This is a genomic window from Microcoleus sp. bin38.metabat.b11b12b14.051, assembly GCF_013299165.1.
GTDB lineage: Bacteria > Cyanobacteriota > Cyanobacteriia > Cyanobacteriales > Microcoleaceae > Microcoleus.
Genome location: NZ_JAAFKD010000037.1, coordinates 14742 through 27675, shown reverse-complemented (window position 1 = coordinate 27675; position 12934 = coordinate 14742). Strand labels below are relative to the sequence as shown.

11 protein-coding genes, 1 tRNA gene and 1 pseudogene are annotated in these 12934 nt (G+C 45.8%); 5 read left to right on the top strand and 8 right to left on the bottom strand.

Annotated features, from left to right (window positions below; all coding sequences use genetic code 11):
• The first annotated feature begins 120 nt into the window (after nt 1–120).
• Nucleotides 121–1308, top strand: coding sequence for a glycosyltransferase family 4 protein (locus tag QZW47_RS26445; protein WP_293134047.1), 1188 nt, complete (start codon nt 121–123; stop codon nt 1306–1308).
• On the opposite strand, the gene QZW47_RS26440 is transcribed toward QZW47_RS26445, so the two are convergent.
• Nucleotides 1269–1670, bottom strand: coding sequence for a hypothetical protein (locus QZW47_RS26440; RefSeq protein ID WP_293134044.1), 402 nt, complete (start codon nt 1668–1670; stop codon nt 1269–1271). The two genes, QZW47_RS26445 and QZW47_RS26440, sit on opposite strands and share 40 nt — an antisense overlap.
• Before the next feature lie 53 nt (nt 1671–1723).
• On the opposite strand from QZW47_RS26440, the gene QZW47_RS26435 reads away from it, so the two are divergent.
• Complete coding sequence (locus tag QZW47_RS26435) at nt 1724–2992, top strand: MFS transporter (protein WP_293134041.1); 1269 nt, start codon at nt 1724–1726, stop codon at nt 2990–2992.
• A 10-nt stretch (nt 2993–3002) separates the two neighbouring features.
• Here the strand turns inward: QZW47_RS26435 and QZW47_RS26430 are convergent, their stop codons facing one another.
• Nucleotides 3003–4175, bottom strand: coding sequence for an RNA-guided endonuclease TnpB family protein (locus tag QZW47_RS26430; RefSeq protein WP_293134038.1), 1173 nt, complete (start codon nt 4173–4175; stop codon nt 3003–3005).
• A 237-nt stretch (nt 4176–4412) separates the two neighbouring features.
• Nucleotides 4413–4486 (bottom strand) — tRNA-Arg (locus tag QZW47_RS26425).
• A 102-nt stretch (nt 4487–4588) separates the two neighbouring features.
• Between QZW47_RS26425 and moaC the strand changes: the two genes are divergently transcribed.
• From moaC to QZW47_RS26410, 3 genes are all read left to right on the top strand, one after another.
• Nucleotides 4589–5110, top strand: a complete 522-nt coding sequence (gene moaC, locus QZW47_RS26420; RefSeq protein ID WP_293134035.1) for a cyclic pyranopterin monophosphate synthase MoaC — start codon at nt 4589–4591, stop codon at nt 5108–5110.
• A gap of 89 nt (nt 5111–5199) precedes the next feature.
• Nucleotides 5200–5457 (top strand): 2TM domain-containing protein, encoded by a 258-nt coding sequence (locus QZW47_RS26415; RefSeq protein WP_293134032.1) that lies wholly within the window; start codon nt 5200–5202, stop codon nt 5455–5457.
• A gap of 63 nt (nt 5458–5520) precedes the next feature.
• Nucleotides 5521–5823: a DUF3181 family protein gene (locus QZW47_RS26410; RefSeq protein WP_293134029.1), complete on the top strand. Its 303-nt coding sequence runs from the start codon at nt 5521–5523 to the stop codon at nt 5821–5823.
• Between the two features lie 302 nt (nt 5824–6125).
• On the opposite strand, the gene QZW47_RS26405 is transcribed toward QZW47_RS26410, so the two are convergent.
• From QZW47_RS26405 to QZW47_RS26385, 5 genes and pseudogenes are all read right to left on the bottom strand, one after another.
• Complete coding sequence (locus QZW47_RS26405; RefSeq protein ID WP_293134026.1) at nt 6126–8300, bottom strand: glutamine synthetase III; 2175 nt, start codon at nt 8298–8300, stop codon at nt 6126–6128.
• A 589-nt stretch (nt 8301–8889) separates the two neighbouring features.
• A complete protein-coding gene (locus tag QZW47_RS26400) occupies nt 8890–9105 on the bottom strand; it encodes a hypothetical protein (protein WP_293134023.1) in 216 nt (71 codons plus the stop codon).
• A 179-nt stretch (nt 9106–9284) separates the two neighbouring features.
• Nucleotides 9285–9887, bottom strand: coding sequence for a 2OG-Fe(II) oxygenase (locus QZW47_RS26395; protein ID WP_293134020.1), 603 nt, complete (start codon nt 9885–9887; stop codon nt 9285–9287).
• 588 nt (nt 9888–10475) lie between these two features.
• Nucleotides 10476–11351, bottom strand: a pseudogene (locus QZW47_RS26390) (ATP-binding protein); the annotation flags it as partial.
• Between the two features lie 196 nt (nt 11352–11547).
• Nucleotides 11548–12702: an FIST N-terminal domain-containing protein gene (locus QZW47_RS26385; protein ID WP_293134017.1), complete on the bottom strand. Its 1155-nt coding sequence runs from the start codon at nt 12700–12702 to the stop codon at nt 11548–11550.
• Nucleotides 12703–12934 lie beyond the last annotated feature (232 nt).

Sequence of the window (12934 nt, the reverse complement as noted above, 5' to 3'; positions counted from 1 at the left end):
TGCCAAAAGTCAGCCCTCGGGCATAAATTTGCGATCGGCTAACATTTTAGGGTGTGGATTATACAAGAAAGTAGTCAACAATAAACATTAAGATATATAAATTCTTTGGAGGGGACACAAATGAAAATTTTGGTATTGGCATGGGAGTTTCCTCCCAGAATAGTAGGCGGTATCGCCCGCCACGTATCGGAACTGTATCCAGAATTGGTGAAGTTGGGGCACTCGATTCACCTAATTACAGTAGAGTTCGGTCATGCGCCGATGTACGAAGTGGTGGAAGGAATACAAGTGCATCGCGTCGTAGTGGGACACGCCAAGGACTTTTTTCACTGGGTAGCCAACCTCAACCAAAGCATGGGCCACCAAGGCGGCAAACTAATGCTGGAGGAAGGCCCCTTTGATATCATCCACGCTCACGATTGGTTGGTGGGAGATGCGGCGATCGCCCTCAAGCATACCTTTAAAGTACCGCTAATTGCCACCATCCACGCCACCGAATACGGGCGCTTCAACGGCATCCACAATGACGGGCAGCGCTACATTAACGCCAAGGAAAACGACCTCGCTTACAACGCTTGGCGGGTAATTGTTTGCAGCGATTATATGCGGCGAGAAGCCGAACTTGTACTATCAACTCCGTGGAACAAAATTGAGGTAATTTACAACGGAATCAGACCGGAAAAAAAGCCGCGCAGAAACGAGTTTGCTGCGATGAATTTCCGCCGCCTTTTCGCAACCGATCACGAAAAAATAGTTTATTATGTAGGCAGAATTAGCTATGAAAAAGGCATTGCTGTATTTCTCAATGCGGCACCTCAAGTAATTAGGGAAATGGGGGGTAACGCAAAAATTGTCATTGTTGGTGGTGGCAATACAGACCATCTCAAAGTTATGGCTTGGAATTTAGGAATCTGGAATAAGTGTTATTTTACAGGCTTCATGTTTGAGGAACATCTCGACAAATTCCAGACGGTGGCTGACTGCGCGGTTTTCCCCAGTCTTTACGAACCTTTTGGGATTGTAGCGTTAGAAAGCTTTGCTGCGAGGGTGCCTGTGGTGGTGTCGAATGCGGGCGGCTTACCGGAGGTAGTTCAGCATACTAAAACTGGTGTTGTTACTGAGGCGAACAATCGGGATTCTTTGGCTTGGGGGATTTTGGAGGTGTTGAAAAATCCGGGTTATGGGCGGTGGTTGGTTGACAATGCTTATGAGGATTTGGAACGCCGCTTTAGTTGGCCGAAGTTGGCGATGGAAACTGAGTGGGTTTATCAGCGAGTGGTGGAGGAAAGGGCCGAGGTTGATTGGTGAAACTCACAGTTGATAGTTGACAGTTGACAGTTGACAGTTGGCAGTTGACAGTTGACAGTTGACAGTTGACAGTTGACAGTTGACAGTTGACAGTTGACAGTTGACAGTTGACAGTTGACAGTTGACAGTTGGCAGTTGACAGTTGACAGTTGACAGTTGATAGTTGATAGTTGATAGTTGGTAATTGGTAATTGGCAGTTGATAGTTGGTAATTGGTAATTGGTAATTGGCAGTTGATAGTTGGTAATTGGTAATTGGTAATCATAAAATATAGCAACCGCCACATCGGTGAGGACATAAATAACCGGAATGAATAGAGACGATACCGGTACGGAATCAATGGTTTGATTCCCGTTATGCAACTGTCAACTGTCAACTGTCAACTGTCCACTGCTATACAAAGGGAATTTGCATCTTGAATATTTTTAGGGACATCGAACCTCAACTCAAACGCAGCTTGCTGACTTTATTTACCGCAGGGTTGCTATTCTGGTGTAGTTTGGCTTCGCTGCTGCCAACTTTGCCTCTGTACGTTCAATCGGTGGGCGGTAGCAAACAGCAGATTGGCTTTGTGATGGGGGCGTTTGCGATCGGGCTTTTGCTGTCGAGGCCGCAGTTGGGTAAAATAGCCGACAGTCGGGGGCGAAAACAAGTTTTGCTGCTAGGCGTCTCAGTGGCTGCACTTGCGCCGATCGCCTACCTATTCGCAAAGTCTGTCCCCTTACTGTTATTTTTCCGAGCTTTTCACGGCATTAGCATCGCTGCTTTTACCACAGCTTACAGCGCTTTGGTCACAGATTTGTCGCCACCAAGAAAGCGGGGCGAATTAATCGGTTACATGAGTTTAGCAGCGCCGATTGGTTTGGCCTTTGGCCCAGCGCTTGGCGGATTTGTGCAAGCTGGGATTGGTTATCCTGCTTTGTTTGCGATGTCGGCGGCTTTCGCCACAACAGCTTTATTTTTTACCAGCAAAGTTGCGGAACCTAATTTTGCTGAGTTAACAAAGTCTGACTCGCTATCTGAGGACAAAAATAGCCAAAAATACTGGCAAATGCTGTGGAATCCCCGGGTGCGGATTCCGGCTTTGGTGTTATTGCTGGTTGGTTTGGTATTCGGAACTTTGAGCACTTTTATGCCTTTGTTTATCCAAGAAACTAAGGTTAATCTGAATCCGGGATTGTTTTATTCTACGGCGGCTGTCGCCAGTTTCAGTTTGCGGTTGGTTACGGGGCGGGCTTCGGATAAATACGGCCGCGGTTTGTTTATTTCTGGCGGTTTAATTTGTTACGCGTTGTCTATGTTATTGTTATATTTTGCTAACAGCAGTGGTGCTTTTTTGATCGCAGCTTTGATTGAAGGTGTGGCAGGCGGTACTGTTATGCCGATGATGGTGACGCTGATGTCGGACAGGTGCGAACCTCATGAAAGGGGTCGATTGTTTTCGATTTGTATTGGCGGGTTTGATTTGGGGATTGCGTTGGCTGGCCCGAGTTTGGGTTTTGTTGCGGAACTTGTGGGCTACAGAAATATGTTTGGCTTGGCGGCGGGATTGGCTGGCTTGGCTTTGCTGATTTTTGTTACTTTGTCTAGCAAGAATTTGTCTCATTCGCTGAAATTTGCGATCGGGCGCGGCAAAGATGTTTATGCTTTGATTGACATCCTCACCGACCTGAAGGCACGGTGATTCCTAAGACTCACAACTTAGGTTTCTGCTTCCTAGCACTAGCCTTCACAGATTTACTCTGTTCAGGTCTTACAGTCGCTCCACAGACTGACACGGCAAGTCCTGCCGCCAAAATATTCCTTGCTGCGTTGATATCTCGATCATGGTTAGTTCCACACTTAGGACATTTCCACTCTCGGACATTCAAAGGCAACTTTTCTACAACGTGACCACAAAGCCCACACCTCTTAGAGCTAGGAAACCATCGGTCAATCTTGACAAAAGTACGACCATACCAGCCGCACTTGTATTCAAGTTGCCTGACCAATTCCCCCCAACTAGCATCACTGATAGCAAGGGCAAGTTTGTGGTTTTTGACCATATTCTTCACAGCCAAATCCTCAACGGCGATGGTTTGGTTTTCACGCACCAGTTGAGTTGTCAGTTTGTGAAGAAAATCTTTTCTAGCATCGCTAATTTCTGCATGAACTCTAGCAACTTTAAGTCTAGCTTTGTGCCGATTATTAGAGCCTTTTTTCTTGCGACTCAACGCTTTTTGAGCTTGACGCAGCTTGTGGCGTTTAGCCTTAAAGCCTTTAGGATTGGCAACCTTTTCACCATTACTCATGGCAATCAAGCTAGTAATGCCCAAATCTAAGCCAATCTGATTAGGAGATTCAGGCAATGCTTCAATTTCAATGTCAACCAAAAGGGAAACAGTCCATCTTCCAGAGGGTGCAAGTTTTACTGTAATAGTAGATGGCTCAGTATTTTTTGGAATCTCCCGACTCCATCGAATAGGCAACGGCTCAGTACATTTGGCCAAGTAGACTTGGCCGTTTTTCCACTTAAAAGCAGATTTAGTGAATTCTGCATTGCCACCATTATGCTTTTTCTTGAAGTTGGGGTATTTCGCCCGACCCGCAAAGAAGTTGGTAAAGGCAGTTTGTAGATGCCTCAAACCTTGTTGTACTGGCACACAGCTAACTTCATTGAGAAATTGCAAGTCTTCTTGTTTTTTCCACTCAGTCAACATCGCAGAAGTTTCAGTGTATCCGACTCGTTCTTGTCTTTCATACCAAGCCTCTGTTCTAAGAGCAAGGGCTTTGTTGTAAACCAAACGAGCACAGCCCATCGTTCTTCTCAGCAAGTTTTCTTGCGACTGAGTTGGATAGAATCGGTACTTGAATGCTTTCTGTGTCATACTTCACATTATAGCATCTATTTTGTGAAAATGTAAATTCCAATATAAAGCCGTCCTAGAAGGACGGGGTTTCAGACCCATTTTTTTGATGAGTAAGAGTTTGGGATGGGCAAGATGCCCATCCCACCAGAAAAATCGATTTTGGGGACGGGAAAGATGCCCATTCCACCAGAAGATTGGCAATTTTAAACAACAACGCACCCTACAAATTACTGTAGGATGCGTCGCTTTTGATAATGGGCTTGGAGGGATTCGAACCCCCGACCTCATGGTTCGTAGCCATGCACTCTATCCAACTAAGCTACAAGCCCCTATTTTTCCTGTTACTTTAAGAGTTGAAATTTTAGATTTAATCTAAGATTGAACAATCTCTGTCCCGCACAGAATCTAACATTAACACCATTCTCAAAATAATGCAAGACCTTTCGCAAAGTTTTTCTCAAGAGTCCGATCGCGCGCAGCTAACTCACCTCGATCGCAGCGGGGAAGCCCAAATGGTGGATGTTTCGGCGAAAGTGGCAACTGTACGGCAAGCTGTGGCCCAGGCGCGGGTGCGGATGCTACCGGAGACGTTGGCTGCGATCGAAGCGGGGAATGCGCCGAAGGGGGATGTGTTAGGCACTGCCCGGTTGGCTGGAATTATGGCGGCCAAGCAGACGGCGAATCTGATTCCTCTGTGTCATCCTCTGCCGATTAGCAGCGTGGAAGTGCAGGTGATACCGGATGCTGAGTTACCGGGGTATCAAATTCGGGCGACGGTGAAAATTAAGGGGGAAACTGGGGTGGAAATGGAGGCGCTGACGGCGGTTTCGGTGGCGGCGCTGACTTTGTACGATATGGCGAAGGCTTTAGAAAAGTCGATCGTCATTGAATCGATTTATCTGGTAAGCAAAAGCGGCGGCAAGTCGGGGGATTATCAAAATTTAGATGCCTAGATTTCCTGTCTTGAGAGAGAGGCAGAATTCAAAAAGCTGCACTTATGATTAAAATAGGCAGAGAACTACTAACAAAAGAGTGAAAAACTATGCCTCCTCGTTGGCCCCGCAAACCCGATCGCAACGATCCAGAGTACCGCCGCTTAGACGATCGCATGAATTTTGCGATCCACGTCGGTCTTTTTTCTGCTACAAATTCTGGTTTGTGGTTTGTTCAAAATTTGCAAAAGGCTGATTGGCCTTGGGCAGTTACAGTAACGGGTGCATGGGCTCTAGTAGTTTTGGCCCACGCGATTTTCATTTTTGCGATCGCCGATTATTCGCCCCTCACCAAAGATTCTGGCTGAAGGCAGTTATCGGCGATTTGTTAGCTCTTGTGATTGATAACAAATAACCTTCTGCTTTTTTATATGCCTAATACTACGCTGGCGATCGAATCCTTAGCCGCAGAAATTGGCGAAAATGTCTACATTGACGTTGCCAAGTGGCATTTGTATCTCCGTGATGCCCACCTGCATACCGTTGTTGCCGAACAACTTTACCCAATGCTGGAAGATGGCGACGCAGATGATGACAGAGTTGGACAAGTTTTGCAAGGCATTTCAGTCAAGTTGGGCGGTGGCAAGCGAGAAGTGCCGCTGGCAGATTTGATTCCCATGCAGTCGAGAGTTCATTTGATGGATGTGCTTGAAGAATTTCAGCGCAAAATGTAAAGTACAGGACTGGTTTTGAAACACAAATAAGGCGGGCATTGCTCGCCTTTTTTGTTTGGGCAGCCCAATCTCAAGCAATAAGTTTGAGATCACAAAACCGAGCTGCCCAAACCGTATAATAGCCAAACTTTCACCCCCTGCTCGCAGCTTGAAGACCAGGCGGTTAAAATTACATGAAACATCGAGCCGGTCAATACCTCCTATGATATCTCGAACTGCTATAAATGACCCAACTTGCAATTTATCAAAAAAATAAGGACACGGCAGTGCCGCGTCCCTACAGAAATTAACCGAACTTGCTATTACTTAATAAACAGCATTTCTTGATAAGTAGGCAGAGGCCACAAATCATCAGCCACTTCAGCTTCCAAAGCATCAGCATATTGGCGAACCTCATCCATCAAAGGACGAATGGTTTGCGAAGCATACTGCATATGCTCTTCAGTCGTAGCAAAATCGTGCTTGCTCAAAGCATCACTCAACTTGCTCGCAGTATCCATCATCGACTTAACCAGCGTCGCGACTGTTTGAGCAGTTGCTTTTTCCAGTTCAATGCCAATCTCTTTCAAGCCAGCAATCGTGCTGGAAAGATCCGACAAATAGCTCACTGCGGCCGGATAAATCATGGTTTTGGCCATGCTTCCGACCAGTTTTGCTTCGACTTCAATAGCCAGCAAATACTGCTCTGCATACACGTCATAACGGCTTTCCAATTCAACCGGAGTCAGAACGCCTGTCTTTTCAAACAAGTCCTCAATGTATTCTGCCTTCAACACGGGCAAAGCATCGGCGGTAGTCCGCAAGTTGGCTAAACCGCGTTCTTCAACGGCCATTTTGTGCCATTCTTCAGAATAGCCGTTGCCGCCAAATACCACAGCGCCATGCTCGTCCATGACTTCTTTCAGGACTATTTGGATGGCAGCATTCAAGTCAGTTCCCTTCGCCAAATCGCTTTCTAGTTTGTTAGCAACCCAGTCCAAAGAATCGGCGAGAATTGTATTCATTGCCACCAGCGGGCCGGAAACAGATTGACCAGAACCTACTGCACGGAATTCAAAGCGGTTTCCTGTAAAGGCAAAGGGCGAAGTCCGGTTTCTGTCACCAGCATCTTTTACGAAAATAGGCAGTGTTTCTACGCCTAAATTCATGATTCCCCGACCTTGAGAACCTTGAATTCCTCCCTTGCTAATTTGCTCGAAGATATCTTCTAATTGCGAGCCCAAATAGACGGAGATAATGGCTGGTGGAGCTTCGTTGGCACCCAAACGATGGTCGTTGCTAGCAGTTGCAACTACCGCGCGCAACAATGGGCCGTATTTGTGTACGCCGCGAATCACAGCGCCACAAAACACTAGGAACTGTATGTTGGAGTGCGGTGTATCGCCGGGGTCTAACAAGTTGCCTTGGGTGGCGTTACCGACTGACCAGTTGACGTGTTTGCCGGAACCGTTGATGCCTGCGAAAGGCTTCTCGTGCAGCAAGCACATAAAACCATGTTTCTTCGCAGTGTTACGAAGAATTGTCATGGTTAATTGTTGGTGATCGCTGGCGACGTTTGCTGCTTCAAAAAATGGTGCAATTTCAAACTGGCCGGGAGCTACTTCGTTGTGGCGGGTTTTCGCAGGAATTCCCAGGCGGTACATTCTTTCTTCTACTTCTTGCATGAAGACTTGAACGCGCTCTGGAATTGCTCCAAAATAGTGGTCGTCAAATTGCTGACCTTTGGCGGGAGGTTTGCCGAACAGGGTGCGACCTGCTAATAGTAAGTCGGGGCGGCTGTTGGCGAAGTTGGAATCTATGAGGAAGTATTCTTGCTCGGCACCGCAACTAGAGTTTACCGGAGCAACTTCGGTATTTCCTAACAGTTTTAAGACTCTGGTTGCTGCTTTGTTCATGGCAGCAATGGAGCGCAAAAGCGGGGTTTTCTTGTCTAGGGCTTCACCTGTCCAGGAGATGAAAACAGTGGGAATGCACAATGTCATGCCGTTGTCTGTTTCCATGACATAGGCGGGGCTGGTGACATCCCATGCTGTGTATCCGCGAGCTGCTGCGGTGGAGCGAATTCCGCCGTTGGGGAAGGAGGAACCGTCGGGTTCGCCTTGTACTAGCAGTTTACCTGCAAATTCTGAGATGACGGAGCCGTCGCTTTGGACGGAGATGAAACCGTCGTGTTTTTCGGCGGTGCTGTTGGTTAGCGGGTAAAATACGTGGGCGTAGTAGAGGGCTCCTTTGGAAATTGCCCAATCTTTCATTGCTACTGCAACTACGTCGGCTACGGAAGGGTCGAGTGTTTGTCCGGTTTGAACGGTGTTTTTGACTGATTTGAAAATGCTTTTGGGCAGGCTTTCTTGCATTTTGCTCAGACTAAAAACGTCTGTTGCCCACATTTCTTCTAACCGCTTGGGAGGCTTGGCAGGAGTTATTGGGCGGTTGACGATTTGAGAAATTGCTTGAACGCGCGATTCGTTTCCACTCATGGTTATTTTTATGTGAATTAGGGGACGAGTAGCTGTGAAAAAATATAGGTTAGCGCCAGTCTAACCGTTGACGAATATGTTGGATTTACCAACATTTTTATTCTGACCTAACTTTTTGAAGAATGCCTTGTTCGGCAGGCTTTCAAAAATTGGAGGAACGAGGCGGAATCTCTTCGCCGTCCGTGTTGGTGAGAATTGAGTGTTCGATAGATGCGTTGGAATTTCAGTTATTAGCAATAAAATAGATGACAGGAGCCTGTACTAACTTGAGTCAACATGATAGATATCGGCGCTGCACAGATTTAGTAGCTAATTTTCGCCCTGGTAAGCTCAAAAATTTTGTGCGAGTCAATTCCGATTAATTCTGGTCAAAACTACTTATGGTTTTTAACGGTTCGACGATCGATAAATCGCAGTCCAGCAAACAACGCACTTGTTTAGGGTTTTGGAGAATTATCGAGATTACACAATCTACACTTGGAAAGTGTAAACAATCATTAAGAAAATAAATGTATCGTAGGCTACAGAATTTGAGTTTTTTCTGAAGGGGCGATCGCACGTAACCGCAGGATTTGAGTGGTAGGATGCGTCAGCAGCGTGTTATTCGATCCATAATTGACGGCTCTAAGCTGACGTGCTCTGCTAATGGGATACTTTGGATAGCTTCTTGGGCGTCTCGTGTTTCCGATTCCAAGATCCGAGTTAGCATTTGCGCGGCTACTGTGCTCATATCTTGTCCCTGTCGATCGGCTTTTTCGCGAAGCAATGCCTCTATTTCTGGACTGAGGGAAATCGCAATAGTCATAGACTTGCTTTTATAGCATCAAGAACCGTGTTGGTAATTGTAGCACAATACGGTTGACTAGGGCATTGGCCAAACAGGGCATTGGCCAAACAGGGCATTGGCCAAACAGGGCATTGGGTATTGGGCTATCCTCACTTTTTTGAGAACCGCTATATCTGATATCAATTATCAAATAAACCTCACTTGCTTTTTGCTTTTGCCGCCCTAGATTCCACTGTGAATCCCGGAATATCTTGCAATTCTGTGGCGCTCAAACTGTACTGTTCGCAAACCAAACTTAAGCGAGTACCGCTACTTTTTACGGCGTTGACTGAGTGTGTCAAATCTCCTTGAAAATAGATCAGTGAATTGGCTTGTGGTTTAATTTGTCCGACTTGCTGTTTGTGGCGCCGCAGTATCAATTCCCCTCCTTGCAAGTTTGGGGGGACTTGTACGTATAATACGCTGACGGCTGCGGGAGGTTCGACGGTTTTGCAGTACGATCGCAAGGATCGATCGATATGCGGATCGACGCGGGAACCTTCAGCCAGCAGTAGGGGATTCAGGTAAAAAGCGTTGCATTCAGGCTGTAATGCTCGGTCTAAGTAGGGTTTGAACAACGGGAAGCGGCCCTCTACTTCGGCGATTTGGGCGCGCTGGAATACTACGGAAAAGCCTTTTGTGCCGATGAAATCGCGGTTGAGGTTGTTGATGGCAAAATAAGGTGAGGCGAGTATTGCTCCTCGTAAGTCGTTGAGATAGTCGATCGAGAAAGCGTTAGGATGTTGGCTGTAGTATTTCAAGGCGCTTAAAAATCATCAAGGTTAAATGGGATTGCTGCGTTGCTCGCAATCCTAGTATAGCAATCGCCACAGCGGTGAGGACATAAATAACCTCATGAACAGAGCCTATAGCCCATAGCAGAAACCGTTTGATTTCCTTAGGATCGCAAATTAAATAACTTACAATTTTAATTGTTATTGTGGGGTGGGCGGAAGAGCCCGCCCTTGTGATAGGGGCGGGCGGGACACGCCACACACTTGTGCAAGTTATTAAATTTTCATTCCTTACTCTGCAACTGTCAACTCTTCGACTCCCCTCGACTTCGCGGGCGGGCAAGTCGCGAGCGCGCTCTTCTGTCAACTCTTCGACTCCCCTCGACTTCGCGGGCGGGCAAGTCGCGAGCGCGCTCTTCTGTCAACTGTCAACTGCTATATGATATCGTAGTTTGCGATCGCCCCAAATACAGGACGCGGCAGTGCCGTTTCCCTACGAGTATCTGAGGTTTGTGGTTAGATGAAATACAAGACTGGAGACTGTGGCGTTTTGCGATCGAGCTAAAAATTATGCAATAAGTATAATAACTTCTTCCTTCAGCTTAGCTACGACAGTCATTTTTTATGTCTGATCGGAATTTTGATTTCAAACTCTGTTCCCTTCCCAATAGTAGAGGAACAATCCAGTTTTCCGCCATGTTTTTCAGTAACAATTTGATAGCTAATTGACATTCCCATTCCCGTTCCTTTGCCAACAGGTTTAGTTGTGAAGAAAGGATCGAAAATGCGTTGTCGGATCTCTTTCGGTATGCCCGCACCGTTATCGGCGATCGCAATTTCCACCCACTCGGCATCGATTACAGACGTAGCAATCGTAATTTGACCGGGATTGTCTTTAATTTCCTGGTAATTCCGGTGAGCATTATTCTCTTCCAAGGCATCAATGGCATTGGACAGAATATTCATAAATACTTGATTCAGCGGGCCTGGATAGCACTCGACTGGCGGTAAATCAGCGTAGTTTTTGATTGCGTGAATTTCCGGTCTTTCTGAGCAAGCTTTGAGGCGGTGTTGCAAAATCATCAAAGTGCTGTCGAGCCCTTCATGGATGTTGACTCGTTTTAGATCAGTTTCATCGGTGCGGGAAAAATTGCGGAGGGATACCACAATGTTACGAATGCGATCGGTTCCCATTTGCATAGATGATACCATTTTGGGCAAATCCTCTTGAATGAATTCTAAATCTATCTCTTCGGCTTCGATTTGAATTTCATCCACCGGATTTGGATAGTGTTGTTGATAGAGTTGCACCACATTCAGCAGATTTTCAGAATATTCCTCAAGGTATCTTAAGTTGCCGTGGATGAAGTTAATGGGATTATTAATTTCATGGGCCACACCCGCTACAAGTTGCCCTAAGCTGGACATCTTTTCAGCATGAATGAGTTGGGATTGGGTTCGTTTAAGTTCGATCAAAGTCTGTTCTAACTGACGCTTTTCTTTGACTTCTTTTTGTGAATTTTCTAGCTCATTGATGATTTGTCGGAGCAAATACTCTCTTTTTTGATTTGTTTGCTCAAGTTCTAGGCAAGTTGCCTCCGAGCGCTCTAACTTTTTTCGCAAAATGCGATTTTCTCTTTCAAGATGCTTAATCATTGCCAGAGCATCTATTTGTTCTGACTCCATCTTAGGCTTCTCCTAGTAGCAAAGTAATAAATGTTTGATTGTGAAAACAGGAGATGCCCTGCTGTTCTAAGGGAGAAATTTCGCCATAGGTGTAAAAGCCACAACTCGGCAATGATTTGGTCAAACAGGTTTGAGTTAGTGCATATTCTTCTTTAGTGCGAGTACCTAAAATCTGTCGCCTACCGCAACAGGAAAAATACATAGCAGCAGTAGGTTCTTTACCTGGATAATTTTGTAAGGCTTGCATCATTGATGTTCGAGATGCAGATAGAATACTATCATGGGTGGCTTCGGCAATTTGAACGATCGCCTGTTCTGGAACATCCCCAAAAAAGGTCACGCTACCAACTGCTGGATCGTAAACTCCGTTAGTCGCTCGCAAATAGTAATGAGTTTCATTGATATCAAACACCGCTAGGGGATATTCTGGGGCTGGTGGCCTTTTTCCCAAATAGTGCTGATAAAACTCTAGAGCTGGTTGACCATCGATTTCGTAGACTACGTTTTGAGAGGCTTTAGTAACTATACCTCGCTTACCAACCGGATTCCACCCACTAGCAACACTATGAGAAAATAGAATAGACCCAGAGAATAAGAGAATGGGAATTGCATCGCTATAAACTTCTGTTTTGTAGAACTGATAGGTTTGTTTGAACTGCCACCTGTCCGCCGTGAGTCCGCCAAAAATAGGTACTTTTTCGCCTAAAGCTTGATTCAAGCTATCTAAAATCAAAATGGCACTGGTGCTGAGACTTTCTGGCAAAGCAATACAGAGTTTTATAGGTTCTGTATGGTCTGTTGTTGCTTGAACAATAGCGGTTTTAATGGCAGCGTTCAAGTCCTGGGAAATATCTCGTCCAATTCCAGCACGAATCGTGATGTTGTCCGAACAAAATAACATCAGAGTGAGTGAATCTTGTTCAAACCCTAAAACAGACGATATCTCTCCACCAGTTGTGCCACCAATTAGCTCAATTCCTGGATAAGTCTGATTAATTTGATTTAAGATGAGAGTATGTTCAAAGTCAATGGCAGAGAACAATATACCCGCTTGAGGAGATGCTCCTGACAGGGATTGCTGACATTGTTCTAGGACTTCTGTTATGGCCGAGAGAGAGTCAGGATCGTTGCTATGACCAACGACAGTTTTTAACATCAGTTTACTCCAGTAATTCTATTGCTTAGCTAGTCCTGGACGCAAAAAACCCGGTTTCTTCCAAAATTAGTCGCTTTTTTCGAGAAATATTGACCGAGAAAACGGGTTTTTGGCTCCCCGTGCGTCGTAACTCCTGTTAGTATTAAACCTGTGAAATTAATCTACCATACTGAGCAACTGAAAACCCGAACACATAGCACTTTTATTTGAACTTTGGGAATGGGGGATAGGA

Coding starts and splice junctions, on each gene's coding strand:
- QZW47_RS26445 (WP_293134047.1), top strand. CDS start 121: ATGAAAATTTTGGTATTGGCATGGGAGTTTCCTCCCAGAATAGTAGGC.
- QZW47_RS26430 (WP_293134038.1), bottom strand. CDS start 4,175: ATGACACAGAAAGCATTCAAGTACCGATTCTATCCAACTCAGTCGCAA.
- moaC (WP_293134035.1), top strand. CDS start 4,589: ATGCAAGACCTTTCGCAAAGTTTTTCTCAAGAGTCCGATCGCGCGCAG.
- QZW47_RS26415 (WP_293134032.1), top strand. CDS start 5,200: ATGCCTCCTCGTTGGCCCCGCAAACCCGATCGCAACGATCCAGAGTAC.
- QZW47_RS26410 (WP_293134029.1), top strand. CDS start 5,521: ATGCCTAATACTACGCTGGCGATCGAATCCTTAGCCGCAGAAATTGGC.
- QZW47_RS26405 (WP_293134026.1), bottom strand. CDS start 8,300: ATGAGTGGAAACGAATCGCGCGTTCAAGCAATTTCTCAAATCGTCAAC.
- QZW47_RS26400 (WP_293134023.1), bottom strand. CDS start 9,105: ATGACTATTGCGATTTCCCTCAGTCCAGAAATAGAGGCATTGCTTCGC.
- QZW47_RS26385 (WP_293134017.1), bottom strand. CDS start 12,702: ATGTTAAAAACTGTCGTTGGTCATAGCAACGATCCTGACTCTCTCTCG.